This is a genomic window from Arthrobacter sp. cf158, assembly GCF_900106835.1.
GTDB lineage: Bacteria > Actinomycetota > Actinomycetes > Actinomycetales > Micrococcaceae > Arthrobacter.
Genome location: NZ_FNNR01000002.1, coordinates 507,264 through 532,357, shown reverse-complemented (window position 1 = coordinate 532,357; position 25,094 = coordinate 507,264). Strand labels below are relative to the sequence as shown.

The window sequence follows — 25,094 nt, the reverse complement described above, 5'->3', positions numbered from 1 at the left end:
GGTGCTGTGTTGAAGCCTAACGTTGGACCATGAACCGTTTCCGGAGGTTGATCCGGGCCCACACGACACTCGCCGCGATCGCCGGTGCAGCGGTCGTTTGCGCGGTGCTGGCAGGAGCCGCACTGTTTCAGCCGTGGCGGATCTTCACTTCCAGCAGCATCAACGAGGCCCTGCCTGCTGTGGGGGCTTCCGTGAGCGGGACACCACATTCCGTACCATCGTCCTCTGCGGCCAACGGTCCACGTCCCGTGTCCCAGGAACCGGTGGTGGTCAGCTCGGGTACTTTCGAATCACAGGAGCACGCAACATCCGGAACCGCACTGGTCCTGGAGCTGCCCGATGGCGGTCACTTGCTTCGGCTTGAGAACCTGGCCAGCAGCGATGGCCCGGACGTCAAGGTGTGGCTCAGCAGCCTCGAAGCCGGCGGCGACTGGTTCAAGTACCGCTCCGGACGATACGTAGATCTCGGAGCGGTCAAGGCCACGCATGGCAATCACAATTACGTCATCCCTGCCGGCACCGATCTCTCAGGCCTGACCTCCGTAGTTCTGTGGTGCGACCGTTTCAGCGTGGCTTTCGGCTCTGCGCCTCTCGCCTGACGCGTTGTGGGGCCGCGCGACGGGTTGACCTCCGCGAGGTCGCGTGTCGTCGCGGGGCGTAAAGCTGGCCGCCAACGCACTGATGACAACTGAGGGGACGTAGGATGTCTTCATGACTTCACGCCTCCCCCGTCGCATTGCCCGTGTCCGGCCCCTCGACGGCCCGCCATCCGCAGGCCAGTCCTCCCCGGACACGTCTTTCACTGACCAGTCACTGGACGAGCAATACTTCGTGGCCAATGACGCATCCGTGTTCGATTCCGCCGAAGGCATGCAGTGGACCGTCATCGACTCGCCCTTCCCGGCATCAAGGGCCAACGTGAACAGCCCAGCCCGGCTTGGATGGGAACGTGGCGCTGTTGTCAGCGAGGACGCGTTTACTTTCCTGGCCCCGTCAGTTCCGGCCAACGTGTTCGGCATGGCCCACAACACGGGCCAACCGGGCCGCGACCTGCCACCCCAGGCGTTCCACAAAGCGGCGTCCAGCGTGATCGGCCCGGGCGAGGCGATCCAGCTCAGCCCCACGGTGGGTTACGTGGACCCGGAGGCTGAACTGACCGTCGTCGTCGGGGTTGCTTCGCGGAACCTGACCCTCGAAACAGCGCGGTCCGCCATCCTGGGCTACACCATCGGCAATGATGTCTCAGCGCGAGACCTGCAAAAGACCGACGAGCTCTGGATCAGCGCCAAGAGCCAGGACACTTTCACACCCGCGGGTCCGTGGATTGTCACGGAGCTGGACCACTCAGACCTCTCCATCGGGATCATCCACAATGGCACTGAACTGAAGGCTGCCAGTTCCGCGGACCTCGGCTGGAAAGTGGAAGAGATCCTCGTTTACCTCACCTCCTTCATGACCCTGCAACCCGGCGACCTGGTGCTCACCGGATTCCCGGCGGAGTGCGCGCGCATCCAGCCCGGCGACACCGTGGTGTGCCGTGTGGAGGGCATCGGCGAGCTGCACAACCCCGTCACCGGCGCCTCCTGGGAGGAACATCCCGCATAGTGTGTCAGGCTTAACCTCATGGAGATCGCTGCGGAGGCCACTGAGCTACGCCCTTCTCCCGCACAAAAGCCACCCAAGAAACGGCATCGCGGGCCCCTGAAATATCCTATGGTGCGCCAATTACTGCGCTTCACTGGCGTCGGCGTTGTGTGCACGGCGAGTTCGCTGGCCATCTACGCGCTGCTGCGCCCATGGATTGATCCGCAACTGGCCAACGCGGTGGCCCTGATAGTGACATCGCTGATGAACACCGCGCTGAACCGTCGGCTGACCTTCAAAATCACGGGCAAGAAGAAACGCGCCCAGGACCATCTGAGTGGGGTGATAGTCATCGCCATTGCGTTGATCATCACCGGGGGCTCCCTGGCTGTGCTCCACCTCTTACGCCCGGAAGCTACGGTCACTGAAGAACTCTGGACCACTACGCTTTCAGGATTTGTTGCCACCGCCGTACGGTTCACGTTGCTGCGGCACTGGATCTTCCGTCGCGCCCGGCACGTGTAGTCAGTTCGGCTGTGGAGATGCCAGGTTACGGACACGCCCGACGGCGGCTTCCACGGCCGCGGCGGCTTGCTCGAGTTCGGCCCCGGTGACAGTCGACGGGAAGCTGAACCGCACGGCGGTCTGAGCGGTTTCCGTCGCCAGGCCGAGGGCTACCAGTACGGGCGAAGGAGCATCGGAACCAGCCGCGCAGGCCGAACCGCTGGAGCACACGACGCCCAGCCGTTCAAGCTCAAGCAGCACCGATTCGCCGCTTGTTCCCGGGAAGCAGAAGGAAGCTACTGATGGAAGTCGCAGGCTGGGGTGTCCGGTCAGCATGGCATCGGGCACGGTGGCCAGGATGTGGCCGATGAACCGATCCCGAAGACCCGAAACCCGCGCCGCCTGGTCCGGCTGCTCGGCGTGGGACATTGCCAACGCCGTGGACAATGCGACAGCTCCGGCCACATTTTCGGTGCCGGAACGCCTTCCGCGTTCCTGTCCGCCGCCGTGAACCAAGGGCTCCACCCGCAAACGGCCCTTGGTAAACAGCACGCCAGATCCTTTGGGCGCTCCGAGCTTGTGTCCGGAGAGACTCAATGCATCCACGCCCAACGCTTTGACGTCCACGGGGAGCCACCCCGCGGCCTGCACCGCGTCAGTATGGAAGGGCACTCCGTACTCCCGGCAAACAGCGGCAAGGTGGGCCACTGGTTGAACAGTTCCGATCTCATTGTTGGCATACATGATGCTGACCAGCGCAGTCCCGGCCCGCAGCATGTCCCGAAGGTCGTCCGCGGAGACCAGGCCGTCGCGGTCCACCGGCACCACATCCACGGCAAAGCCATGGACCCGCTCCAGGTAGCGGGCAGACTCTTCCACAGCGGGATGCTCGATTGCGCTGATGACCAGGCGGTTCAGCGACGGATCAGTCGCCTGCCGGGCAAGGGCTATGCCTTTGACGGCAAGGTTGTCTGCCTCAGAGCCACCCGAGGTAAAGGTCACCTCGCCGGCGCGGCAATTAAGGACTTTCGCGACGCCGGAACGCGCCTCTGCGAGCGCGGCTGCGGCGGCCTCGCCAAGGCTGTGGTGGCTGGAAGGGTTACCAAACTCGCCACTCAAGTAGGGCCACATGGCCTCAAGTGCCTCGCGGCGGACCGGAGTGGTCGCGGCAGCGTCGAGGAAGATCATGGCTTACGCGACCTTCAGTTCCGGGGTGCTGTGAGTTCGATATCGAGGCCGAGGTCCAAGGCGCTCACGCTATGGGTCAGTCCCCCGATTGAGATGACATCCACGCCAGCCGCGGCGATCTCCGTGACGGTGCTGACGTTCACGTTGCCGCTGGCTTCGATGATCGCCCGCCCGTCAACCTGCTTGACCCCTGCACGGAGCTCAGCGATGGAGAAGTTATCCAACATGATGGTGTCCACTCCTGCAGCCAGGACGGGTTCGATCTGCTCAGCCTTATCCACTTCCACCTCGAAGTGGGTGGTGTGGCCCAGCTGCGCCTTGGCGGCGATCAGCAGCTCAGTCAACTTGCTGGAATCGCCTCCGGTCATGACGGCCAGGTGGTTGTCTTTGGCCAAGACGGCGTCGGAGAGGCTATAGCGGTGGTTCGCTCCCCCGCCGCATCGCACCGCGTAGCGTTCCAGAACACGGAGGCCGGGCGTGGTCTTGCGGGTGTCGGTAATCCGGGCGCGGGTCCCTTCAACCAACCGCACGAACTCAGCAGTCTTGGTGGCAATCGCGCTCATGCGCTGCACCAGGTTGAGCCCTATGCGTTCGGCCAACAGCACCGAACGGGCGCGGCCGCTGACGCGCGCGAGGTGCGTTCCGGCGTCGAACGCTTCACTGTCGGCGAGCAGCAACTCAACCACCGTGTCAGGGTCCACCAGTTTCATGGCGTCGCGGAACACTGTGCCGCCGCTGAAAACACCGGGGACGCGCGCATTCAGCACGGCCGTGGCGTGTGCGTCGGCCGGGATCAGGAGTTGCGAGGTGATGTCCCCGCTTGGTGCATCCTCGGCGAACGCCCTTTCCAGGATCTCCCGAACAGGGGCTGCGGGGAGGGTCAGGTTAGTCATGGACGAGGCTCACTTTCCGGCTCATGGTGTAACGCTTGTCAAAATCGTCGACGGCGGCCGCTTCGGTCACGCTGTCGCTGCGGTAATGCGCCCCCAACGACTCCCGCCGCTCCCGTGCAGCATGAACAAGCAGTTGCGCAGCCAACAGGAGGTTGGAGTCCTCATGCACCCGGGCGTCCAAAGAGTCCGGCACATTCAAAGGCATGACGTCACCGTCCCAAGCCGCCAAGACCTCTGCGGCCTCAGCCAGCAATTCCCCGCTCCGGAGTACGCCAGCCTTGGCGGTCATCAGGAGCCGCAGCGCCTGCCGGGAGAATGCTCCCGCCTGCGCAAAAGTAACCTCACGGGCCCCCGGCCCAGGCAAAGACTCAAACTCCCAGGAAATGTGAGCGGAGACGTCAGCTTCCAGCTCATCCAGCGGAGCCAAGGGGCCTGTGGGGCCGCTGTCACCGTAGAGGAACGCTTCAACGGCCCGACGCCCGAACACCAGGCCTTCAAGGAGGGAGTTACTCGCCAAACGGTTGGCTCCCTGCACACCGGTACAGGCAACCTCACCAGCAGCAAGCAGACCAGGAACAGACGTCCGGCCGTGGAGGTCGGTCACCACGCCACCCATCCAGTAGTGGGCCGCGGGTGCCACGGGGACGAGCTCTGTTGTCCAGTTAACTCCGGCTTGGCGGGTGCGTCGGCTGAGGGTGGGGAAACGCTTGGCCAGGAAGCCCCGGCCCCGCTGTTCTTCGATCACGGTGGCGTCGAGGAAGACGTGGCCGTTGGGGTCCCCGAGTTTTGCCAGGTGCAGGGCGATGCTGCGGGAGACGACGTCCCGTGGGGCAAGTTCTGCATCAGGGTGGTAGTCGGGCATGAATCTGTGTCCTCTGGCGTCAACCAGGACGGCGCCTTCACCCCGCACTGCTTCCGAGATGAGCAGGGGGTCGTTGTTGCCTTCGGCTTCCCTGGCGTCATCAGCAAGCACCATGCAGGTGGGGTGGAATTGGAAGAATTCCAGATCTGCCACGGCGGCACCCGCACGCCACGCGAGCGCCAGCCCGTCTGCTGTGGCCACGGCAGGGTTGGTGGTTTGGGCAAACAACTGCCCGGCGCCACCGGTAGCCAGAAGCACGGCATCGCCGTCGACCCCAAGCTCACGGCCGTCGTGAAGGAAGGTTGCCCCTATGACCCTGTTGCCGCGCCGATCGTCAGGGCCTTGGGACAGTGACGTGACCTGGGCGTGCCCGATGACCTGGATCTTTCCTGCCGCCTGGAAGTCCAGGACGGCCCGGATCAAAGCAGCAGCTACCCCGGCCCCCGTGGCGTCGCCACCGGTGTGCAGGATGCGTGGCGCTGAGTGGGCGGCTTCCAGACCCAAGGCGGGCCCTCCGTCGTCGTCAAGGTCGAAGCGGACACCAAACCTGCCAAGCCCGGCGATATCCAGCCGCGCCTCGGTGCACAGTACTCGCACTGCTTCTTCGTTACAGTGCCCGGCACCGGCCTTCAGGGTATCGGCGATGTGGGCCGCCACGGTGTCGCCGGGAGCAGGCTCGTCCAGAACAGCTGAGATGCCACCCTGGGCGTAGTACGTGTTGCTGTCCGCGAGCGCGCCCTTGGTCAACAGCACCACGTCGGTTCCCGCTTCGGCTGCCAACAGGGCGGAGTACAGTCCGGCGATGCCGCTTCCGACGACGATCAACCGCTTGGGCCGGTGCCCTTCAGCAAAGCTCTCTGTGGTCATGCGAGGCTCGATTCGATGGGTCGGGTGTGCCTGGCTGCTAGGCCGGCTTGGCGGCCAGCATGCGCTCCAGCGCAATCTTGGCGTTGTCCTGCACGGAGTCGTCCACGGTGATGCGGTTGACGACGCGTCCTTCCACTAACTCCTCAAGGACCCAGGCGAGGTAGCCGGGGTGGATCCGGTACATGGTGGAGCACGGGCAGATGACGGGGTCGAGGCAGAAGATGGTGTGGTGCGGGTTTTCGGCGGCGAGCCGGTTCACCATGTTGATCTCGGTGCCGATGGCGAATGTGGTGGGTTCGGTGGCGGCGGCGATGGCCTTCTTGATGAAGTCGGTGGATCCTGCGGAGTCCGCGGCGTCCACTACCTCCATGGGGCATTCGGGGTGGACGATCACGTTGACGCCCGGGAAGTCCTGGCGGGCTTTCTCGATCTGGCCCACGTTGAAGCGCTTGTGGACCGAGCAGAAGCCGTGCCAGAGGATGACTCGGGAGTCCTGCAGTGTTTGTTCGTCGTTCCCGCCGAGTTCCTTGCGCGGGTTCCACATGGGCATCTGCTCCAGGGGCACGCCGAGTGCCTTTGCCGTGTTGCGGCCCAGGTGCTGGTCGGGGAAGAACAGGACGCGCTGTCCGCGTTCGAAGGCCCACTCCAGGACCACTTTGGCGTTGGAGGAGGTGCAGACAATCCCGCCGTTCCGCCCACAGAACGCCTTCAGCGCTGCCGAAGAGTTCATGTAGGTGACGGGGATGACGGGTACGCGGCCGTCGGCGTCCGGTTCCGTGCCGAAGATTTCTTCAAGCTGCTCCCAGCATTCCTCCACGGAGTCTTCATCCGCCATGTCCGCCATAGAGCAGCCAGCAGCGAGGTTGGGCAAGATGACTGCTTGCTGGGGCGTGGAGAGGATGTCCGCTGTCTCAGCCATGAAGTGGACACCGCAGAAGATGATCGCTTCGGCGTCGGGCTTGGTGAGTGCTGCATTGGCAAGCTGGAACGAGTCGCCTACGAAGTCCGCGTACTGGATGACTTCGTCACGCTGGTAGAAATGGCCAAGGATGACGGCACGGTCCCCGAGCGTCGCCTTGGCGGCCCGGATCCGGGCGTCAAGTTCGGCGTCGCTGGCTTTCTTATATTCCTCAGGCAGTTGGCCTTGCCGTGGAGTGGCCTTGGGCGCGACGTCCTCGCTGGAAGCGCCGGGGCCGTAGGCGGGCGCACCCGCTACGGCTTCAGCGAGGTCGTATTCCCATGGGCCCCTGGCCAGGGCCGGGCTGCACGTGGACCCTGCGCGGGAGAGGCCTTTCTCGGCCTCCTCGCGAGTGATCAGCTGGACGGCAGTGTTGACGCTGCTCATGGTGTACTCCTGTTATCTGGCCCGAGGCCGGGCGTGCCGGTGAAGCGGTAGAGGCGTGGCGGACGATGTTTTCCGCCTTGCAGGTATTCACCGGTTTCTTCGATTTCCGGTGTGGCTTTGATGTGCCGGCGGAAGTTCGCCGGATCCAGTTGGCGATCCAACACAGCTTCGTAGACTTCGCGGACCTGCGCCAGGGTGAAGAATTCCCCCAGCAGGTGGTACGCAATTGATCCGTAGGCCATCTTGTTGCGGAGCCGCCACAGTGCGTAGTCCACGATTGCGTTGTGGTCGAAAGCGAGTTCGCCCAGCCGGTCCGCGCGGAACCACCGCACATTCTCTGATTCGTCAGCGAGGGCGGCCTCGGTGGGTTGCACCAAGGCCCAGTACACGATGGAGACCACGCGCTGGGTGGGTGACCTGTGGAGGCCGCCAAAAGCGTAGAGCTGCTCGAGGTAGTGCGGGGTGAGGCCCGTGGTTTCGCGAAGATTCCTTGAGGCTGCGTCCTGGAGCGATTCGTCATGGGCCAGCGGTCCACCGGGAAGGGCCCACATGTCCTTGTACGGTTCGCGGATCCTGCGGACCAGCGGGAGCCACAGGGTGGGGCGGCCGGACTTTTCACTGGGACGGAGAGCGAAAATTACCGTGGAAATAGCCAACGACGGCGGTGCGAGCCGCCGCTCTGCAACGTTTGCTGAGTTGGTGTTCACGGCGTTCACCTCGCTTCATCGCCACCCGGCCCATAAGCCGAAGAATTAGTTAAAGTCATCTTGACTAGAACTAATGGTACGACTGATCCGGCCTCTGGCAAAATGCTTTACGTCACACGGACTTCGCGGCGGCTTCCATCAATGGCAGAGTCCGGCCCTGGATGTGGCTGTTGAGAACAATCACCGACGAGCAGCGCACCACGGACTTGGTGGCGATCATGGCATCCAGCACCCTTTGCATGTCCGGATTGGATCGCGCCGCAATCCGCACCATGAGATCCGAGTTTCCGGTCACGGTATGCACTTCGATGATCTCCGGAATGGCGCCCAGGCTTTCGATGATGGCGTCATGGCCGATCTCCTGCGTGATGGTGACCGAGCAGAACGCCACCACGGGAAAGCCGAAGTTGGCTGGATCCGGCTGGGGAACCCACGAACCAATGACCCCATTCTCGATCATGCGATCGATTCTGGACTGCACCGTGGCCCTGGCAACCCGCAGAACGCGCGAGGCCTCCAGCACCGAGGATCGTGGTGAATCAGTAAAGAAACGTACAATTTTTGCATCAAGCGCATCGACCAGCATCAAAGTTCCTGTCCCCGGGGATCCTTACCCATCACATCGCTACAGCAAAAAGTGATGTATCTTACAATCTGCGAGAATTATTCCACGGCTCTTGCTGCGTCGTCGACGCCCGCGTGCCAAGCCCATGAGGCCAACGCGCAAAACCAGCATGTAATCCATAGAAGGTAGACACGTATGACAACGAAGTCCATCGCGGCTCCTGCCCCTACATCCGGCCTCGGCCACTCCCTCAAGCCACGCCAGCTCACCATGATGGGCCTGGGCAGCGCGATCGGCGCCGGCCTCTTCCTCGGCTCGGGAGCAGGCGTTCAGGCTGCCGGACCGGCGGTGCTCATTTCTTATCTCGTGGCCGGCACCCTGATCATCCTGGTCATGTGGGCCCTCGGCGAGATGGCGGCCGCCAACCCGAACAGCGGCGCGTTCTCCGTATACGCGGAGAAAGCCATGGGCAAGACAGCCGGCGGAACCATCGGCTGGCTGTGGTGGTTGCAGCTGGTAGTGGTGATTGCCGCCGAAGCCATTGGAGCGGCCGGGCTCCTGTTTTCCATCTGGCCAGTCATCCCCGTATGGGTCCTTGCACTGGTGTTCATGGTGGTGTTCACCGGCATCAACCTGGTGGGCGTGCGCAATTTCGGCGAGTTCGAATTCTGGTTCGCCATCCTCAAGGTCGCTGCAATCGTCATCTTCCTGCTCATTGGCGCAGCCCTGCTCTTCGGCTGGCTGCCGAACGTCCCGTCGCCCGGCTTCTCCGCGTTCGGCGACTTCGCCCCCAACGGCATCGGCGGCATCGCCGCCGCCTTGTTCGTCGTCATCTTCGCCTTCGGTGGAACAGAGATCGTTAGCGTTGCTGCCGCTGAAACCGAGAACCCCGCCCACAGCGTTGGCAAGGCCATCCGCACGGTGGTTTGGCGCATCCTGGTCTTCTACATCGGCTCTGTCTTCGTGATCGCAGCCGTTCTCCCCGTAGGCTCAGAGGGACTCAAGTCTCCGTTCGCCGGAGTACTGGACATCGCAGGCATCCCGGGCGCCGGAGCTGCGATCACGCTGGTTGCAGTTGTGGCTCTGCTCTCCGCGCTGAATGCCAACCTGTACGGCGCCTCGCGGATGATCTTCTCCCTCTCCGAGCGCGGGGAAGCTCCGCGGATCCTGTCGCGCCTGAGCGCTTCCAAGGTTCCCGTGGCCGCCGTCGTCGTCTCCGTCGCGTTTGGCTTCATCGCCACCGTCCTTGAACTTCTGTTCCCGGAAAAGATCCTGCCGGCACTCCTGAACCTTGTGGGCTCCACCTGCCTGGTGGTCTGGGGCACGGCACTGGTGTCGCAGTTCATCCTGCGCCGCAGGGCGGACAAGGAGGGCACCGACCTTCCCTTGCGAATGAAGGGCTTCCCCTACCTCACGATTCTTGGCTTGGTGTTGTTGGGCCTCATCCTCGTGGTGGGCTTCGCCAACCCGGAGAGCGCCGGGCAGTTGATCGGCACCTTCCTGCTGATCCTGGTCATCGCGGCGGGCTGCTTCGTCAACGCCAAATCCAAGGCCGCCAAGCAGGCATCACACGCGGAATAGCACCTGCTAGCAACCTTCCAGAAGCCCTGCACAATTTGTACCGTGCAGGGCTTCTGTGTATGCCCAAATTGTACAAACTGTTCCATTTAAACTGAGCTGATTGCGCACACACAAGATGGGTGACTAGGGTCACAGCCATGACTACAGAACCTGTGCTGGCCGCTGTCGATGATGACGCGGCCCCGCTCACCCACCATCAACTCCGTGAGCTGTACACCCTGATGGCCGCCGTCCGTCACCTGGATACCGCAGCTGTCGCCTGGCAGCGCCAGGGAATTATTCCCGGCTATGCACCCGAACTGGGCCAGGAGGCCGCGCAGGTGGGCAGCGGCTACGCTGTTGACCGCAGCCGCGACTTCGTCTTTCCCACCTACCGCGAAATGGGCGTTGCGCGGGCCATGGGCCTGGACATGGTGGGCTACATGTCCACGCACAAGGCCACCTGGCACGGCGGCATGTACAACCCGCTGGAGTCCCGCTTCGCACCGATCCAGGCCGTAGTGGCAGGTTCAGTCCTGCACGCCGTCGGCTGGGCCCACGGCCAGACGCTCTCCGGGGCACCGGAGATGGGCGTCGCCATGACGTACTTCGGCGATGGCGCATCCTCCCAAGGAGACGTCCACGAAGCCATGAACTTCGCCGCCGTCATGAAAGCACCTGTGGTCTTCTTCATCCAGAACAACGGCTGGGCCATCTCCGTCCCCACGGAACGCCAAGTGGCGGGCGGCTCCGTTGCAGCCCGCGCCGCCGGGTACGGCATCCCATCCCTTCAAGTGGACGGTAATGACGTAGTGGCCGTTTTTGAAGCCACCCGATCCGCATTCGCCCACTGCCGCGCCGGCAATGGTCCCGTGGTCATTGAAGCCATGACCTACCGCCGCGGCCCACACTCCACCGCCGACGATCCTGGCCGTTACCGCACGCTGGACGAGGAGAGGCTCGGAGCCGGCGAGGATCCGCTCGAGCGGTTCAGGCAGCGCCTGCTGGCCGACGGAGTTGCCGATGAGGCCTTCTTCATGGAGGCCCAACGTTTGGCAGAAGAAGAGGAAGAAGCCGTCCGTGCCGGTATAGAGGTCCTCGGTCCCCGCCCCGGCGCTGAGATGTTCAGCCTGGTCTTCCAAGAGCCAACACCCACCCTTCAGTCCCAGGCCACTGCGTGGCGCGAGGAGTCCGAACATGTCTGAGACCATCACAGCCCTGACTGGAACTGGTGAAACCGACGCCAACGTTCAGCACATGTCCATGCAGCTGGCACTGAACCGGGCCTTGGACGAGATCCTGGCCGACAATCCGAAGTCCGTCATTTTTGGTGAGGACTGCGGCCGCCTGGGCGGCGTTTTCCGGATCACCGACGGCCTCCAGTCGAAGCACGGCGAGGACCGCGTCTTCGACACCCCGCTGGCTGAGTCCGGCATCCTCGGAATGTCGGTGGGGCTGGCCATGGCCGGATTCCACCCCATCCCCGAGGTCCAGTTCGACGGCTTCGCTTATCCGGCCATCAACCAAATCGTTTGCCAGATCGCCCGGATGAACTACCGCAGCCGCGGCACCCTGCCGATGCCCATCACGCTGCGGGTGCCCAGCTTCGGCGGTATCCGCGCACCCGAGCACCACGGCGAAAGCCTGGAGGCGCTCTTCGCCCACGTACCGGGCCTCAAGGTAGTCTCGCCCGCCACCCCGCACGATGCCTATCATCTGCTCAAGTACGCAGCCACGCGGCCGGATCCTGTCATTTTCATGGAACCGAAGTCCCGCTACTGGCAAAAGGGCCCGGTGAACCTTGCGTCCGCGGACATGGATACAGCAGCGCACGACGCCGGAACGGACAGCGGCGGAAACCTCACGGGCGCACGCGTGGTCAGGGAAGGCCGCCACCTTACGCTGGTGGCATGGGGTGCAATGGTTGCCCGATGCCTGCAGGTTGCCGAGCTCGCGGCCGAGGACGGCATCGACGTCGAGGTCCTGGACCTGCGCTGGCTGAAGCCGATTGACGCCGAAGCATTGGCGACCTCCGTCGGCAAGACGCGACGCGCCGTCGTCGTCCATGAAGCGCCGCTGACCTCAGGCTTGGGCGCCGAAGTGGCCCAACTCATTACGCAGAGCTGTTTCGCAACCCTGAAGGCGCCGGTGGAGCGTGTCACCGGCTTCGACGTGCCTTATCCCTCCGGAGACCTGGAGGACGAATACATCCCCAACATCGACCGCATCCTCTTTGGGATCCAACGCGTACTGGAGTACCGCCGTGGCTGAAATTTCCTTCCCGCTCCCCGATCTGGGCGAAGGCCTCATCGAAGCAACCGTGCTGGATTGGCTGGTGGAGCCGGGGCAGCAGGTGGAACGGAACCAGCCGCTCGTGGAGCTTGAAACCAGCAAATCGGCCCTCGAATTGCCCAGCCCGCAGGCAGGTAAAGTGGTGCGTATTCATGGGGCGCCCGGTGACACCATCAACGTCGGCGAACCCCTGATTGTGTTCGAGGTTCCGGATGACACTGCCGGTATCGTGGGCACTGTTCCGAAGGACGAAGCACCCAAGCGCCGGGTCCGCCTGAGCGCCGTACTCGATGAGGACTGACACCATGACCGGCAGGCACACCGTGGAACACAACAGGCACACCGTGGAAGGCACCGACCCCGGATTGTTTGTGGAAGTCCATGAGCCCGCCGCCGATGCCGGACTCCGCCCCGTCCTGTTGATCCATGGCTTCTCTTCCTCCAGCAAACTGAACTGGGCGGACAGCGGATGGATTACCACCCTGCAGGACGCCGGCCGGCGGGTGATTACTGTTGACCTGCCCGGTCACGGCCGCAGTCACTCCCCCGAGGACCTGGACTCGTACACCCCCAGCCGCATCCGTGCCGACCTCCTGCAGATAGTGACCGACGTCGGCGCCCGGCCTCTGCGCGATGGCGACTCGTCCACGGGGCTGGACCTCATTGGCTACTCGCTCGGCTCCAGGCTCGCGTGGGAATTCGGTGCCACCCAGCCCGACCTCGTCCACCGGATTGTCCTGGGTGGACCCAGCTCAGCGGATCCGTTGGCGGCGTTCGACCTCGTGGCCGCCCAACGGCATTTGGCCGACGGCACGCCCATCGAGGACCCATCAACTGCCGGCTTGTTGAAGATGGCGCAAATGCTGCCCAGCAACAACCTTTTCGCCATGTTGTCCCTCATTGAGGCCATCAAGGGTGAGCCCTTCGATCCCGCCGAGGCAGCTCCGCAGGTACCGCTGCTGCTGGTTGCGGGCGAGAAGGACGAGCGGGCTGCCACCATGCCGGAGCTGGCTTCCATCGCCGGCAAGCGCGGCGGGATGGTGGAAACCCTGGTTATCCCCGGACGCACGCACACCAACGTGATCACCAGCCGCGCTTTCAAGGAAGCCGCCGTCCAATTCATTGGTGTGTAGGGTCATTGGTGTGCAGGGCGCCTGCGTGTAAGGCGCCTGCGTGCAAGGCGCCTGCGTGTAAGGCGCTGGCCCGCCGACGCCCTCGGCTGGTCCTGCTGGCTGACGTCAGCGGGCCAGCCGCTCCGCGTTAAGGCTCATGCGCTCCAACACGCTTAAGGTCATGGCGTACTCGTCAATTCCGATGCCCATGGACAAGTCCCGGCGCGCATCTTCCACCAGGCGCTGGGCTTCGTGATACTTCTCGCGGCCGCGTTCGCTGAGCGCCAGCCGGTCATCGATCATGGTGATTAATCCGCGGCCCACCAAGGCCTCAAGCTCCCTTTCGCGCAAGCGGATATCGCTGCCCCACAGTGGCAGCAGTGCTTGCTCAAGCTCGTCAGGAAGCATGGCGCCCCCTGAGAGAGTGCCCAGGGTCTGCCACTGACGCCTGCTGAGCTTGATCCGCGCCAAGGTACTGTCCAGCTGGATGTCCAGCGCAGCGTCGAGCCTCTTGATCCAGTATCCGATGGGCTTGTTCACAAGGCCATGCTTCCAGCGGAGGCGCCCCCGGGCAAGGCATGGACGGTAGGCTTGGAAGTGCAACGAATATCGTGGAAGTGGAGCAGATGGGCATGCGTTTCAAGGACCGTGCGGAAGCCGGTCGACGCCTGGCTGAAGGACTCCCCCAGCTGAGGGAGCGCCCGGACACCATTGTCCTGGGCCTCGCCCGGGGAGGAATCCCCGTAGCCGCAGCTGCGGCAGCTGAGTTGTATCTCCCATTTGGCGCCGTGCTGGTCCGCAAGCTCGGTATCCCCGGCCGTGACGAGACCGCCTTTGGGGCGCTGGCATGGTCCCGGGGCGACGTTCTTCGCATCGTGAACAAGCCGCTCAAAGAGCTCATCCTTTCCCGCGGTATTTCCCAGTCCGCATTGGATGCTGTGGAAACCCATGAACGCTCGGAGCTTCTTCGGCGGGCAGAAGAGTATCCCGGTACGGACCATGACCTCCGGGGCAAGACAATAGTGCTGGCCGATGACGGCCTGGCCACGGGAGCCACCATGCGTGCAGCCGTGGAAGCAGTCCGGGCCGGCGGCGCCAGCGTCATCGTGGCTGCGGTGCCGGTGGCATCCCTCGAGGCATCCACTTCCCTGGCCAGGGTGTGCGATTACGTGTTCGCTCTCCACACGCCCGGCAAGTTCCATGCTGTTGGCGCGTTCTACGAACGATTCGAGCAGTTGTCCGATTCCGACGTCGTCCATCAACTGGAAGGCGCAGGCACCCCCAACAGGTGACTGACGGAAACGCTGCCTGAAAGCAAAAGGCGGGTGCGGCCACTTGGACCGCTCCCGCCTTTCACGTCAATTCCCGTGAAGGGCTAGTGGTGCGCGCTGAAACCCAGCGGGCGCCCCTTGGTTTCCTTGGCCAGGATCACGCCAACTGCCGAGACAATGCAGAGGCCCATGATGTAGAGGCCAACAGAGCCCGACCATTTGGTGGAATCAAGAAGGGCCTGGGCGATCAGCGGAGCAAAGGCACCGCCCAGAATTGCCCCCAGGGCATAGCCGATGGAGATACCCGAGTAGCGGACCTGCGCCGGGAACATCTCCGCATACATGGCGGACATGGGGCCATAAGAGAGACCCAGACCGATGGTCAGAACGAACAGGGCGGTTCCGTAGAGCAGGATGTCCTTGGAATCGATGAGTACGAACATGGGAATCATCCAGGCGAAGACCAGGCCATAGCCGATCAGGAACGTCTTCACGCGGCCGATCTTGTCCGACAACCATCCACCCACCATGGTGAAGATCAACCAGCCGAAGGACGCAATGGTGGTGGCCAGCAAGACCTGGGGAGTTGGCATCTTCAGGGTCTTGGTGGCGTAGGAGATGAAGAACGCGATCAGAAGGTACCCGGCAGCATTGTTGGCAATGAAGATCATGGCCGCAAGGATGACTTCCTTCTTGTTCTTACGGAAGAGCTCGCCCAGGGGTGCCTTGCTGGCTGCCTTACGCTGCGCGATTTCCTTGAAGACCGGGCTTTCGCCCACAGCACGCCGGATCAGGTAGCCCACCACAATGAGGACCACGGACAGCAGAAACGGGACGCGCCAGCCCCAGGCAGCGAAATCTTCCTTCGACATGCCGGACTGCAGGAAGAACAGGAGCCCTGTTGCCAGGATCATGCCGATGGGAACGCCGATCTGCGGGTAAGCGCCGAAGAGCCCGCGCTTCTTGATGGGAGCGTGCTCCACTGCCATCAGCGCCGCTCCTCCCCATTCGCCGCCAGCGGAGAAGCCCTGGACAACACGGAGGGTGATGAGCAGCACGGGAGCCCAGATGCCGATGGTGTCGTAGGTCGGAAGCACACCGATGAGGGCCGTGGCTGCACCCATCATCACCAGCGTCATGACCAGCACAGCCTTGCGGCCCAGGCGGTCTCCGAGGTGTCCGGCGATGGTGGCGCCGAGTGGCCTGAACAGGAAGCTGATACCAATGGTGGCGAAGGACAAGAGCTGGGCTACGCCAGGATTGGACTTCTCAAGGGGAGAAAGGAAGAGCGGAGCCAGCAAGGTGGCCGTGAGCTGGGCGAAGATGAAGAAGTCGTACCACTCGATGGTGGTGCCCACCAGTGTCCCCGCGAGTACCCGGCGCTCTTCGCGCTTGCTGCTGGGTCCTGACAGGGAGTCGACAGTGGAAGTTGCGGTCATTGGAACTCCATGGGGTGAGAGTGACTGGTCGGCGCGTGACGTGCATTAACCGACAGAACGGTCAGTTAGGAAAGGATACTACATACTGTGACCCAAAGCACAGGGCTTCCGCGTTGCGGGGCCCGGCGTGCGCGGCTCGACGGAGAGTAGGGGCGCAGAGCCGGCCCCACATCGCGTGAGTTGTGCCGTCCCGCCGAGTGAATAGACCGGGCACTTCTATAATCGGAATGATGGTTCCCATATGGAACACGCCTCGTCGACGCCGCCGCACAGCGGGCGTCCGGCCGGGAACATCCCCGCCAACATAGGATGGTCCGCATGAATCCCCGCAGCGACATCAAGGGTCCACCGGAAACAGCGACGCAAGTTCCGCCGTCGCAAACCCTGTCCAGGGGCATCCGGGCACTGGAGATTCTTGCCGCGGCCGAGCGCCCCCTCAGCATCGCGGAACTGACAGAGGCACTCGGAGTGCACCGTTCTGTCGCCTACAGAATCCTGCGGACCCTGGAGGACCACTCCTTGCTGGTGCGCGATGACTCCGGACGCGTCCAACCAGGCCCCGGCCTGTCCGTCCTGGCCCGCGGAGTCTCCCGGAACCTCCAAACCGCTGCCCTCCCGGAACTCACCCAGCTGGCCAATACCCTGCACATGACCGCTTTCGTGGCCGTGTGGGACCACCAGGAATGCGTCAACCTGGTCACAGTGGAACCCAGACATTCGGGAGCCGCCCTCGCCCAACACCCCGGAAACCGGCACCCCATCGCCACAGGCGCTCCCGGAATTGCGATCCAATCAACCATGACCGAGGAACGCTGGCAGCAAGTCGGAGCAGGAAACCCCTACCGCGCTGAAGCGCACGAGGCGCGCCGGCTGGGCTATGCAACCAGCCATGACGAAGTCATCGCCGGCCTCTCCTCCATCGCAGCCCCCATCCGGGTTCCCGGCGGGCGGCCGGCAGCGATCGCCGTCGTGTACATCCGCTTGGACCAGGACGCCGACGCCGTGGGCAAGGCGCTGGCCGCCAGCGCAGCCCGCATCGAAAGCCAACTGGCCTGAACCTTTCCTTCCAGGTCAAACGACGTGCCCCACAGCACAAGACGGCAATCATCGGTTCACCGAATACTCGAAGAAGGACAGGACAAACCCGTTCCGTCCTTCTTTTGAACACCAGAAGGAACCCATGAGCCTGAATCTTCTTGACACCTCCAACTGGCTGCCACTGGACGGCCTGGCACCCGGCTTCGATGCCAACAAGGCCCCTGCCGTGCAAGACCTGGCAGGACAACAGTTTTCCGTCCGCAGCGAAGGCGGCCCAATGACGTTCAGCTTCGACGACGAAGACGTCCAATGGGCTGCCGCCGGCCACGCGGGAACCTCCAACTACGAGGCCTTTTCCGTGGCCGAAGATCTCTACTACGCCCAATGGCGTAGCCCTGTGGACCGGGAACTTGCCGTATCCCTGGTCCTGGATCTGGCCAACGGCCGGGCGCTCTACATTGGCGCCGCGCTGGGCAGGGCAACCCCATCCAGCGTCGCAGTCCACCACGACTTCCGGGCCGGAACCCTGGAAGGATACGGCACCCTCGGCCCGGCGATCTCTGAAAGCAATGCACTCATCGGACGACGCGTCGAATGGGTCTACAGCGATGCACACGCGTACGAGCACATCTACCTCAGCCCCACCTGGTACACCTGGCAATGCCTCGCCGGCCCGGAACGGGGACTGGCAGACACTGATTCCAACACCGTCTTCCAGATACGCCCCGGGATCTTTGTCTTCACGTGGCGGGAGAAAGTCATCCCCTGCGGCTCGGTAACGGTGGCCGACCACCGGGATCCCCACGCCATCCGCTCACACGGCAGCCTCTTCGGCTGGGACGAGGCAGGAACAGAACCCGTGCACTTCACGTTTGGTGCATACGGCAGGTTGATCAGCATTACCCACCACAGCGCCGAACTGAACCCTGCCACCCACCTGAACCCTGCCACCCAACTGAACCCTGCCACCCAACTGAACCCTGCCGCCGAACTGAACCAAGCCAACGCGACTTAATCCAACTGCAGAGAACGAACGTAAGCCCCGGCGGTTCACGAACCGCCGGGGCTTACTTTGCTATCGGGCCGGAATCAGTCCTCGGCACCGTGCCCAATCCGGGCATAGAGTGCCGGCTGCGAGCGCCGGAGACGCAAGCCCCAGATCACGCCGGCAAGTCCGGGCAACAGGACCAGCATCGGCAAGACGAACGTAACGGCTGTCGACTCAGTCTGGCCCAGCAGAACGTTGAAGTTGGCCAGGATGAGCACGAAGACCACGGCCAGGAGCACAAAGCCCAAGCCCGGGGCGATAACCCTGACCCACAGGCTGGCGCCGTGTTGTTCCCGCCGGAAGAAGCCGATCACAGCCACAGAGACCACAGTCATCAGCAACACGAGGCCGATGGCACCGCTGTTGGTCAGCCAGGTGAACATGGTCAGTACGGGGTACAGTTCGCCCAGTTCGGAACCCGTTCCTGCAATGGCAAAGGCGACCGTCACGACGACGGCAATCACCGTCTGCGCCAGCGAACCGGCGAAGGGTGCACCGCTTTGCGCCCGCACCTTGGCCAGCGCCGCCGGCAAGACACGTTCGCGGCCGAGAGAGAAGAAGTAGCGGGCAACCGCGTTGTGGAAACTCACCAATGCGGCGAAGAGGCTGGTGACGAAGAGGACCTGGGCGATGTCGCTCAGCAGCACACCCCCGTTTGCTCCAAGAAAGGCGAAGATCATGTCCGGACCATTGTTGGTGGCCGTCTCTATCACGGCGGACGGTCCCGCTCCGATGGTCATGGCCCACGCCGATACCGCATAGAAGACGGCAATGATGCCCACGGCTGCAAAGGTGGCTCGGGCAACAGTTCGTTTGGGGTCCTTGGATTCTTCACCGTAGATGGCGGCGGACTCAAAGCCCATGAACGCGGCAATGCCGAAAGACAGGACGGCGCCGATGCCCGGAACAAACAGGCTCTCCGGGCTGAACGTCGCGGCGCTGATACCCTCCGGAGCCACAGCAAGGCTGATGACGTCGTACACGATGACCACCAGGAACTCGAGTGCCACCAGGACGCCGAGTACCTTGGCGGACAGGTCCACCCTGTTCACCCCCAGCCACCCAACGATGGCGATGCACACCAGCACCGGGATCCACCAGGGAACGCTGACGCCCAGCCTCGCGGACAACAGTGACGAGACCGTGAAGCCGAAGAGCCCGTAGATGCCCACTTGCATGAGGTTGTAGGCCATGAGGGCAATCAGCGATGCGCCCACCCCTGCCGGCCTTGAGATGCCCTGTGCTATGTAGGCGTAGAAGGCTCCTGCATTGGTAACGTAGCGGCTCATGGCGGCATAGCCCACGGCGAACAGCGCCAGGATTCCGCCCAGGATCAGGAAGGACAATGGCACCCCCGTTACGCCGGTGACCGCGAAGGTGGTGGTTACTCCGCCAGCAAGGACGGTCAGCGGCGCCGAGGCCGCGATGATCATGAAAGTCACGGCCGGTACGCCCAGCCGCCTCTTGGTGCCGGCGGCCGCGGCGGTCCTGCCCTTAACGGGGTTGTCCACGCTCATAGTGTGCTCCTGCCTCGGTGCCGCGGGAGATTGCGCGGCACGGTGTCTGTCATTCCGCAATCTTCCACCGCCGGGAGGTTGCGTGACTTGTCTCACACGGCAAGGTGTTTGTCGCTGCACGCAAGCACGGCGGCCCACTGGCCCCGGTGTAGAATCGTGGGCAAGCTCACGTCCGCAGGATCGGCCTTCCGGCCCCAGTGGCAGCGGCACCGCGGGCCATTGAAAGGGAGTTTGATGACCGTTGCGGCTGACACGGGCCCCGCAACCGTGGACACCATCGTGGCAGAGTCGTTCCAGGAGTGGAGCCGGGCAATCTCCGCATCGTTCGTTCCATTACTGGCCCAAGGGCCGCGTGATTCCACCTTCCACGGCACCATGCGGGCACGCGTTTTGGGACAGATCTCCGTAGTGGAGATTACGGCCGGACCCCATACTGTTCTGCGCACCCCTGAGCTGATCGCCAAGTCATCGGGGCGTTTCTTCAAACTCAGCATCCAGCTCGCTGGATCCGGCCGACTGGTTCAGGACGAACGCGAAGCCGTGTTGCGCCCTGGCGACCTTTCCATCTACGACACCTCCCGCCCCTATGAGCTAACGTTCGACGACGACTTCCGTACCCTGGTGTTGATGTTCCCGCACGTGTTGCTGGATTTGCCGGCCGAAGCCATGGGCCATGTGACGGCCTTGCGCATTCCGGGTGACGAGGGACTCGGCGAACTCATCAGCCCCTTCCTGGTGAAACTGGCAGACAACCTTGAGGCTTTGTCGGGCGCCAACGGCCTCCGCCTGGTCCACAACGCCCTGGATCTGGTGACAACGCTGTTCAACGGCGAACTCGACCAGCTGATCGAAACGGGCCGGGATCCCCATCTGCTGCTGCTGGGCCGCATCCACGATTACATTGAGGCAAACCTCGGCGACCCGGAGCTCTCCCCCGGAACCATCGCCTCGGCCCACTACATCTCCACCCGACATCTGCATGACCTTTTCCAGGAAATTGGTACCACGGTGGCTTCGTCCATCCGGCAAAGGCGGCTTGAGCGTTGCCGGCGCGACCTGAGGGATCCTGTGCTTGCAGAACGCCCGGTGACTGCCATCGCCGCGCGGTGGGGGTTCACCGATGCCGCGCATTTCAGCCGTATCTTCCGGGCCGCCTTCGGGAACTCCCCCACCGGCTACCGCAACAGCCACTGACGGCGGCCCGCGCCTCCAACGCAGCGACCGCCGTCGGGGCCGTACCGCTAGGCAGGCGCCGTCGGGGCCGTACCGCTAGGCAGCCGCCGTCGGGGCCGTACCGCGGTCCGCGAACGCAGCCATCTCGTCCAACATCGTCCGCATTAAGCGGTCCTCCAACCCTGCGGACGCCGGATGCCCCGCTCGGTTGAGCAGTTCCCCGGGATCGTCATGGTGATCGTAGAGTTCGGTGATGTCCGTTCCGAAGTACCGGGTCAGACGACCCTCAAGGGTGATGACTGTACGCATGCTGACCGGCCCCGGCAGTCCTTCCAGGCCAAAGGGCTGTTCTTCCTCCACCAAGAGCGCCTTCCGATGCTGTTCCGTCTTTCCCTCCAGCAACGGCACCAGTGACCGACCTTGGATTCCCCTGTACGGAGCGGAGCCCGTGAGTTCAAGAAGTGTCGGAGCCAAATCCGCGCTGGAAACCAAGGCCTCTGTGCGGCGCGGCAGGCTGCCCGGCACGTGCACCAGCAAAGGAACATTGGTCACTGCGCGGTAATGGACAAAGTGCTTAAGCATGAGGCCATGGTCTCCGAACAGGTCCCCGTGATCACTGGTGAACACCACGATGGTGTCCTCGGCCAGGCCTTGGCGATCCAGCTCGTCCAGGATCCGGCCGATGTGCTCGTCCATCATGGTGATCAGCCCGTACTGGGCTGCCGCAGCGAACCTGTACTGTTCCTCAGTGGCCGCCCAGGTCATGGTGGGGTCCGCATTGGGCTCACCACGGTGTTCCATCATGTCCCGCACATGCGCTGGCGAAGCTGAGTGGTCCTGCTCGAAGCCGAGAGGGAGAGGCAATTGAGCCGGATCGTAAAGATCCGAGTAGCCAGCCGGCGGCGAGAACGGGTGGTGGGGATCAGGGAAGGAAACGAACATGAAGAACGGTTGATCCTGGCCCGCGGCATCCTTCAAGTGCTCGATTGCTTTTTCGCTCACGTAACTCGTGGGGTGTACTTCGGCCGGAATGGCCGTCTGGTACACCTGGTCCCACCCGCCATACGTGCTGGATGAATTGCCTGGACCGCCCAGGGTTTCCGGATCAACACCCCGTTCCCTGGCCCAGTGCACGTAGTGCCCGCCGGGCCGGTCTCCATGCCCAATCACGAGGTCCACGTGCTGATATCCGTAGTAATCCGAGGGGAGCCCTATGAAGCGATCGTCGTGAGCTTCACGGTTTTCCCACTGATCCCACCCTGGGGAGAATGCCTGACGCCGCGCATCACTTACTCCCCGTTCCAAGAGCAGAGGATCAGCAGCCTGGATCTCGTCGGCTTGATGCGGCTCAAATTCCCATCCCATGTTTTGATGGTGCAGCTTTCCCACACCCACGGTCCGGTAGCCGCCCGCCCCCAGGGATCCGGGAACGGTCTGCGTGAGCGGGTCCAGAGTGATGCCGTTGCATCGCGTTCCATGCGCCGACGGCCACCTGCCGGTCATCAGGCTGGCACGGTTGGGCATGCAGGTGGGGTTGGCCACCGTGGCATTCTCGAAAACCACGCTTTTGGCTGCGAGCGCATCCAGATGTGGCGTCTTCACAATGACGTTGCCGCCGAAGCCCAGATGGTCCGCACGGAGCTGATCGGCGATGATGAACAAGACGTTGGGGCGGCGGTTGACGGAGGCGCTCCGCTGCCGCGTCATGCGGGCCTCTTAATGAGGGACAACACATCGGTCCGCTGCCGTGCGAACTCCGGCAATGAGCGTGTGGTGATTTGGTCACGTGGCGCAGGCAGATCCACCTCCACCACCCTGAGAACGCGCGCAGGCCTTGAACCGAGGACCACCACACGATCTGCAAGGTACACAGCTTCATCGATATCGTGGGTCACCACCAGAATCGTCATGTTGAAGTCCTTCCGGATCTTCAGGCACAGATCCTCCAGGTCAAAGCGGGTTTGCGCGTCCACTGAAGCGAAGGGTTCGTCCATGATGAGGATCTCCGGCCGGTAGGCCAGTGCCCTGGCGATCGCCACGCGTTGTTGCATGCCGCCTGACAATTGCCAGGGATACTGGTTGTCGGCATGGGAAAGGCCGACGGCGGCCAGCGCACTGTCGCAGCGCTCCTTCAGTTCCGCCGCGGGCAACTTGAGGTGCCGCAAGGGAAGCACAAGGTTCTTCCGGACGGTAAGCCACGGCATGAGAGACCGGTTGTAGTCCTGGAACACCAGGGCCATTTCCGGAGGTGGGCCACTGATGGTCCGGCCGTCAATGGCCGCCGTTCCGCTGCTGGCCGGCTGCAGCCCGGCCAGGCATTTCAGGAGCGTGGTCTTTCCAACGCCGGAAGGACCCACAATGCAGACAACTTCACCTGCATCCACAGTAAAGGTGAGGTCTTCGATGACTGTCCGGGCTTTCCCGCCGCTGCCATAGGTCTTGGCGAGGTGCGCGACGTGCAGCCGTGGCGTGGTTGCGCTGACGCGGGTTTCTGGTTGCTGTGCCATGGTGGACTTTCTGTTGTGGGTGGTGAGAGCCGGGGCCTGACGGATGCTCATGCTGCACGCGCCAGGCGACGTGATCCGATGTACCAGGACAAGACCTTGCCCCTGAGCAGGCCGAAGAGGATGTTGACCAGGAAGCCAATGACGCCCAGGAGCAGGATTCCGGCCCACATGTCGGCGGCCATGAAGCTCTGCTGGGCCAGCAAAGTCATGGCGCCAATCCCTTGCGAGCTGCCCAGCATCTCGCTGGCGATCATCACGATGAAGGCCACCTGAAGGCTCACCTGCAGCCCGGAGAAGATCTGGGGCATCGCTGCGGGAAGGAGTACATTGAGCACCCGTTCCTTTCGGCTCAGCCGGTAAACCCTTGCAACGTCCATGAGATCGTTGCTGACGCTCCGAATCCCGTCCACTGTGGCGATCATGGTGGGAAAGAACGCCGCCAGCGCAATGCTGGTCACTCGCATTTGTGTCCCGAAGCCAATGAGGGAGATGAAGATCGGCACCAGTGCAACGGGAGGAATGCCACGAAGGAAATGGATCAACGGATCGATCATCCACCGGACCGGAGGGACCAGCGCAGTAGCGAAGCCCAGGGCGACCCCGGCCACCGCTGCGATGGCGAAGCCCAGGAACAGGTTTCCCAAGCTAAGGAGTACATCGGACTGGAAGTGGTCAAACAGCCAGAGCTCCTGGAAACGGAGGAGGATGGTTTCCAACGGCGGGAAGAACGGGTCTGCGGAGTTGGCTGAGAGAAACCACCACGCCACCAACAGCAGCACGGGGATGCCTGTACCGATGACCAGGTTTCGGATTGCAAGGTTTCTCATCAGTGCACCACTTCCCGGTAGGACTCATGCCAGTGCAGTACCCGGCGCTCCGCCAGCCGGGTAGCAGCTTGGAACAACAGACCCAGGACGCCGAGGACAATCACCAAGGCGTAGAGACTGGCATAGTCACCTGCCGCTTGGGCTTGGTAAATGTTCTGGCCGAGGCCGGGCCCACCACCAAGAAGTCCTGCCACCACAGTGACCACCAAGGCCGCGGGCGCCGCCACCCGCATCGCCGTACCGATGTAGGGCATGGCACTGGGCAGCACAACCCGGGCCAGGATTTCTCCCTCGCCCATGCCGTAGGAACGGGCCGTATCACGTGCCACCGGGTCAGCGCCCTGCACCCCGTCCACAGTTTGCATGACGATGGGGAGCAAGCACCCAAAGACCACCAGGAAAAAGGACATCTCCGCGGTTGGCCCAAGGACCAGCACCGCAAGAGGGAGAATGACGATCGGCGGGACTGGCTTGAGGAATTCCAAGACTGCCGCGGTGGCGTAGCGGACGGGTTCGAAGCTGCCAACGAGCAACCCAAGGGCTACTCCCGCCACAGCCGCTACCGCCAAGGCGAGCAATGCCACACCGAGGGTGGCACCCAAGGATGACCAGAAGGCGCCTGTCCCCAGGATGCTGGCGAGAGTTGCGAATACTGTGGTTGCCGCGGGCAGGGCGTTTCCTGCAAGGTTCGCTGCGGAGAGAATCTGCCAAATAACGAGGGCGCCGGCGATGCCCACCGCACTGAGCGCATAGGGGTGGATGGATACTTTCATGATGAATCTCCCACGTCGCTTC

Annotated in this window: 25 protein-coding genes; 12 read left to right on the top strand and 13 right to left on the bottom strand. The window is 63.2% G+C overall.

What is annotated here, in order from left to right; translation table 11 throughout:
* Positions 1-29: 29 nt before the first annotated feature.
* From BLW08_RS05515 to BLW08_RS05505, 3 genes are all read left to right on the top strand, one after another.
* On the top strand, positions 30-599 hold the full coding sequence (locus tag BLW08_RS05515) for a DM13 domain-containing protein (protein WP_090818768.1): 570 nt from the start codon (positions 30-32) through the stop codon (positions 597-599).
* A 112-nt stretch (positions 600-711) separates the two neighbouring features.
* Positions 712-1,605: a fumarylacetoacetate hydrolase family protein gene (locus BLW08_RS05510; protein ID WP_091323797.1), complete on the top strand. Its 894-nt coding sequence runs from the start codon at positions 712-714 to the stop codon at positions 1,603-1,605.
* A gap of 18 nt (positions 1,606-1,623) precedes the next feature.
* A complete protein-coding gene (locus BLW08_RS05505) occupies positions 1,624-2,109 on the top strand; it encodes a GtrA family protein (RefSeq protein ID WP_091323794.1) in 486 nt (161 codons plus the stop codon).
* Here the strand turns inward: BLW08_RS05505 and BLW08_RS05500 are convergent, their stop codons facing one another.
* From BLW08_RS05500 to BLW08_RS05475, 6 genes are all read right to left on the bottom strand, one after another.
* The gene (locus BLW08_RS05500) at positions 2,110-3,276 is read right to left on the bottom strand and encodes a cysteine desulfurase family protein (protein ID WP_090818759.1); all 1,167 of its coding nucleotides are present in this window, start codon (positions 3,274-3,276) and stop codon (positions 2,110-2,112) included.
* Positions 3,277-3,290: 14 nt separating this feature from the next.
* A complete protein-coding gene (gene nadC, locus BLW08_RS05495; RefSeq protein WP_091323792.1) occupies positions 3,291-4,169 on the bottom strand; it encodes a carboxylating nicotinate-nucleotide diphosphorylase in 879 nt (292 codons plus the stop codon).
* The gene (nadB, locus tag BLW08_RS05490) at positions 4,162-5,898 is read right to left on the bottom strand and encodes an L-aspartate oxidase (protein WP_091323790.1); all 1,737 of its coding nucleotides are present in this window, start codon (positions 5,896-5,898) and stop codon (positions 4,162-4,164) included. The genes nadC and nadB overlap by 8 nt, the downstream gene beginning before the upstream one ends.
* A 37-nt stretch (positions 5,899-5,935) precedes the next feature.
* On the bottom strand, positions 5,936-7,243 hold the full coding sequence (gene nadA, locus BLW08_RS05485) for a quinolinate synthase NadA (protein ID WP_091323789.1): 1,308 nt from the start codon (positions 7,241-7,243) through the stop codon (positions 5,936-5,938).
* Positions 7,240-7,959 (bottom strand): NUDIX hydrolase, encoded by a 720-nt coding sequence (locus tag BLW08_RS05480; RefSeq protein ID WP_090818746.1) that lies wholly within the window; start codon positions 7,957-7,959, stop codon positions 7,240-7,242. Before BLW08_RS05480 ends, nadA begins: the two co-directional genes overlap by 4 nt.
* 103 nt (positions 7,960-8,062) lie before the next feature.
* Positions 8,063-8,536, bottom strand: coding sequence for an Lrp/AsnC family transcriptional regulator (locus tag BLW08_RS05475; RefSeq protein WP_090818744.1), 474 nt, complete (start codon positions 8,534-8,536; stop codon positions 8,063-8,065).
* A 174-nt stretch (positions 8,537-8,710) separates the two neighbouring features.
* On the opposite strand from BLW08_RS05475, the gene BLW08_RS05470 reads away from it, so the two are divergent.
* The 5 genes from BLW08_RS05470 (at position 8,711) to BLW08_RS05450 (ending at position 13,500) form a co-directional block, all read left to right on the top strand.
* On the top strand, positions 8,711-10,096 hold the full coding sequence (locus tag BLW08_RS05470; RefSeq protein ID WP_090818741.1) for an amino acid permease: 1,386 nt from the start codon (positions 8,711-8,713) through the stop codon (positions 10,094-10,096).
* Between the two features lie 137 nt (positions 10,097-10,233).
* Positions 10,234-11,280 carry a thiamine pyrophosphate-dependent enzyme gene (locus BLW08_RS05465; protein WP_091323786.1) on the top strand — a complete coding sequence of 349 codons (1,047 nt, stop codon included), beginning with the start codon at positions 10,234-10,236 and terminating at the stop codon, positions 11,278-11,280.
* On the top strand, positions 11,273-12,346 hold the full coding sequence (locus tag BLW08_RS05460) for an alpha-ketoacid dehydrogenase subunit beta (protein ID WP_091323785.1): 1,074 nt from the start codon (positions 11,273-11,275) through the stop codon (positions 12,344-12,346). Before BLW08_RS05465 ends, BLW08_RS05460 begins: the two co-directional genes overlap by 8 nt.
* The gene (locus BLW08_RS05455; RefSeq protein WP_090818734.1) at positions 12,339-12,668 is read left to right on the top strand and encodes a biotin/lipoyl-containing protein; all 330 of its coding nucleotides are present in this window, start codon (positions 12,339-12,341) and stop codon (positions 12,666-12,668) included. The genes BLW08_RS05460 and BLW08_RS05455 overlap by 8 nt, the downstream gene beginning before the upstream one ends.
* 4 nt (positions 12,669-12,672) lie before the next feature.
* A complete protein-coding gene (locus BLW08_RS05450; protein ID WP_091323783.1) occupies positions 12,673-13,500 on the top strand; it encodes an alpha/beta fold hydrolase in 828 nt (275 codons plus the stop codon).
* Between the two features lie 105 nt (positions 13,501-13,605).
* Here BLW08_RS05450 and BLW08_RS05445 read toward each other — a convergent pair whose 3' ends face one another.
* Positions 13,606-14,019 carry a MarR family transcriptional regulator gene (locus BLW08_RS05445; RefSeq protein WP_091323781.1) on the bottom strand — a complete coding sequence of 138 codons (414 nt, stop codon included), beginning with the start codon at positions 14,017-14,019 and terminating at the stop codon, positions 13,606-13,608.
* Positions 14,020-14,057: 38 nt separating this feature from the next.
* On the opposite strand from BLW08_RS05445, the gene BLW08_RS05440 reads away from it, so the two are divergent.
* Complete coding sequence (locus tag BLW08_RS05440; protein ID WP_254779697.1) at positions 14,058-14,771, top strand: phosphoribosyltransferase; 714 nt, start codon at positions 14,058-14,060, stop codon at positions 14,769-14,771.
* 83 nt (positions 14,772-14,854) lie between these two features.
* Here BLW08_RS05440 and BLW08_RS05435 read toward each other — a convergent pair whose 3' ends face one another.
* The gene (locus BLW08_RS05435; RefSeq protein ID WP_090818723.1) at positions 14,855-16,189 is read right to left on the bottom strand and encodes an MFS transporter; all 1,335 of its coding nucleotides are present in this window, start codon (positions 16,187-16,189) and stop codon (positions 14,855-14,857) included.
* Between the two features lie 318 nt (positions 16,190-16,507).
* Here BLW08_RS05435 and BLW08_RS05430 point away from each other — a divergent pair, with 318 nt between their 5' ends.
* Positions 16,508-17,245 carry an IclR family transcriptional regulator gene (locus BLW08_RS05430; RefSeq protein ID WP_175538585.1) on the top strand — a complete coding sequence of 246 codons (738 nt, stop codon included), beginning with the start codon at positions 16,508-16,510 and terminating at the stop codon, positions 17,243-17,245.
* 124 nt (positions 17,246-17,369) lie between these two features.
* Positions 17,370-18,242 carry a MoaF C-terminal domain-containing protein gene (locus BLW08_RS05425; RefSeq protein ID WP_091323779.1) on the top strand — a complete coding sequence of 291 codons (873 nt, stop codon included), beginning with the start codon at positions 17,370-17,372 and terminating at the stop codon, positions 18,240-18,242.
* A 74-nt stretch (positions 18,243-18,316) separates the two neighbouring features.
* Here the strand turns inward: BLW08_RS05425 and BLW08_RS05420 are convergent, their stop codons facing one another.
* The gene (locus tag BLW08_RS05420) at positions 18,317-19,792 is read right to left on the bottom strand and encodes an APC family permease (RefSeq protein WP_090818714.1); all 1,476 of its coding nucleotides are present in this window, start codon (positions 19,790-19,792) and stop codon (positions 18,317-18,319) included.
* Positions 19,793-20,026: 234 nt separating this feature from the next.
* Between BLW08_RS05420 and BLW08_RS05415 the strand changes: the two genes are divergently transcribed.
* A complete protein-coding gene (locus BLW08_RS05415; RefSeq protein ID WP_090818710.1) occupies positions 20,027-20,986 on the top strand; it encodes an AraC-like ligand-binding domain-containing protein in 960 nt (319 codons plus the stop codon).
* Between the two features lie 75 nt (positions 20,987-21,061).
* Here the strand turns inward: BLW08_RS05415 and BLW08_RS05410 are convergent, their stop codons facing one another.
* The 4 genes from BLW08_RS05410 to BLW08_RS05395 are packed head-to-tail and all read right to left on the bottom strand — an operon-like array spanning position 21,062 to position 25,072.
* On the bottom strand, positions 21,062-22,672 hold the full coding sequence (locus BLW08_RS05410) for a sulfatase-like hydrolase/transferase (protein ID WP_091323777.1): 1,611 nt from the start codon (positions 22,670-22,672) through the stop codon (positions 21,062-21,064).
* Positions 22,669-23,523 carry an ABC transporter ATP-binding protein gene (locus BLW08_RS05405; RefSeq protein WP_091323776.1) on the bottom strand — a complete coding sequence of 285 codons (855 nt, stop codon included), beginning with the start codon at positions 23,521-23,523 and terminating at the stop codon, positions 22,669-22,671. The genes BLW08_RS05410 and BLW08_RS05405 overlap by 4 nt, the downstream gene beginning before the upstream one ends.
* Positions 23,520-24,299, bottom strand: a complete 780-nt coding sequence (locus BLW08_RS05400; protein WP_091323774.1) for an ABC transporter permease — start codon at positions 24,297-24,299, stop codon at positions 23,520-23,522. The genes BLW08_RS05405 and BLW08_RS05400 overlap by 4 nt, the downstream gene beginning before the upstream one ends.
* Positions 24,299-25,072 carry an ABC transporter permease gene (locus BLW08_RS05395; protein ID WP_091323773.1) on the bottom strand — a complete coding sequence of 258 codons (774 nt, stop codon included), beginning with the start codon at positions 25,070-25,072 and terminating at the stop codon, positions 24,299-24,301. The genes BLW08_RS05400 and BLW08_RS05395 overlap by 1 nt, the downstream gene beginning before the upstream one ends.
* Positions 25,073-25,094 lie beyond the last annotated feature (22 nt).

What these genes read in the sequence shown, in the direction of transcription:
- BLW08_RS05515 (WP_090818768.1), top strand. Translation starts at nt 30, where the DNA reads ATGAACCGTTTCCGGAGGTTGATCCGGGCCCACACGACACTCGCCGCG.
- BLW08_RS05510 (WP_091323797.1), top strand. Translation starts at nt 712, where the DNA reads ATGACTTCACGCCTCCCCCGTCGCATTGCCCGTGTCCGGCCCCTCGAC.
- BLW08_RS05505 (WP_091323794.1), top strand. Translation starts at nt 1,624, where the DNA reads ATGGAGATCGCTGCGGAGGCCACTGAGCTACGCCCTTCTCCCGCACAA.
- BLW08_RS05500 (WP_090818759.1), bottom strand. Translation starts at nt 3,276, where the DNA reads ATGATCTTCCTCGACGCTGCCGCGACCACTCCGGTCCGCCGCGAGGCA.
- nadC (WP_091323792.1), bottom strand. Translation starts at nt 4,169, where the DNA reads ATGACTAACCTGACCCTCCCCGCAGCCCCTGTTCGGGAGATCCTGGAA.
- nadB (WP_091323790.1), bottom strand. Translation starts at nt 5,898, where the DNA reads ATGACCACAGAGAGCTTTGCTGAAGGGCACCGGCCCAAGCGGTTGATC.
- nadA (WP_091323789.1), bottom strand. Translation starts at nt 7,243, where the DNA reads ATGAGCAGCGTCAACACTGCCGTCCAGCTGATCACTCGCGAGGAGGCC.
- BLW08_RS05475 (WP_090818744.1), bottom strand. Translation starts at nt 8,536, where the DNA reads ATGCTGGTCGATGCGCTTGATGCAAAAATTGTACGTTTCTTTACTGAT.
- BLW08_RS05470 (WP_090818741.1), top strand. Translation starts at nt 8,711, where the DNA reads ATGACAACGAAGTCCATCGCGGCTCCTGCCCCTACATCCGGCCTCGGC.
- BLW08_RS05465 (WP_091323786.1), top strand. Translation starts at nt 10,234, where the DNA reads ATGACTACAGAACCTGTGCTGGCCGCTGTCGATGATGACGCGGCCCCG.
- BLW08_RS05460 (WP_091323785.1), top strand. Translation starts at nt 11,273, where the DNA reads ATGTCTGAGACCATCACAGCCCTGACTGGAACTGGTGAAACCGACGCC.
- BLW08_RS05450 (WP_091323783.1), top strand. Translation starts at nt 12,673, where the DNA reads ATGACCGGCAGGCACACCGTGGAACACAACAGGCACACCGTGGAAGGC.
- BLW08_RS05440 (WP_254779697.1), top strand. Translation starts at nt 14,058, where the DNA reads ATGGACGGTAGGCTTGGAAGTGCAACGAATATCGTGGAAGTGGAGCAG.
- BLW08_RS05435 (WP_090818723.1), bottom strand. Translation starts at nt 16,189, where the DNA reads ATGACCGCAACTTCCACTGTCGACTCCCTGTCAGGACCCAGCAGCAAG.
- BLW08_RS05430 (WP_175538585.1), top strand. Translation starts at nt 16,508, where the DNA reads ATGAATCCCCGCAGCGACATCAAGGGTCCACCGGAAACAGCGACGCAA.
- BLW08_RS05425 (WP_091323779.1), top strand. Translation starts at nt 17,370, where the DNA reads ATGAGCCTGAATCTTCTTGACACCTCCAACTGGCTGCCACTGGACGGC.
- BLW08_RS05420 (WP_090818714.1), bottom strand. Translation starts at nt 19,792, where the DNA reads ATGAGCGTGGACAACCCCGTTAAGGGCAGGACCGCCGCGGCCGCCGGC.
- BLW08_RS05415 (WP_090818710.1), top strand. Translation starts at nt 20,027, where the DNA reads ATGACCGTTGCGGCTGACACGGGCCCCGCAACCGTGGACACCATCGTG.
- BLW08_RS05410 (WP_091323777.1), bottom strand. Translation starts at nt 22,672, where the DNA reads ATGACGCGGCAGCGGAGCGCCTCCGTCAACCGCCGCCCCAACGTCTTG.
- BLW08_RS05405 (WP_091323776.1), bottom strand. Translation starts at nt 23,523, where the DNA reads ATGAGCATCCGTCAGGCCCCGGCTCTCACCACCCACAACAGAAAGTCC.
- BLW08_RS05400 (WP_091323774.1), bottom strand. Translation starts at nt 24,299, where the DNA reads ATGAGAAACCTTGCAATCCGAAACCTGGTCATCGGTACAGGCATCCCC.
- BLW08_RS05395 (WP_091323773.1), bottom strand. Translation starts at nt 25,072, where the DNA reads ATGAAAGTATCCATCCACCCCTATGCGCTCAGTGCGGTGGGCATCGCC.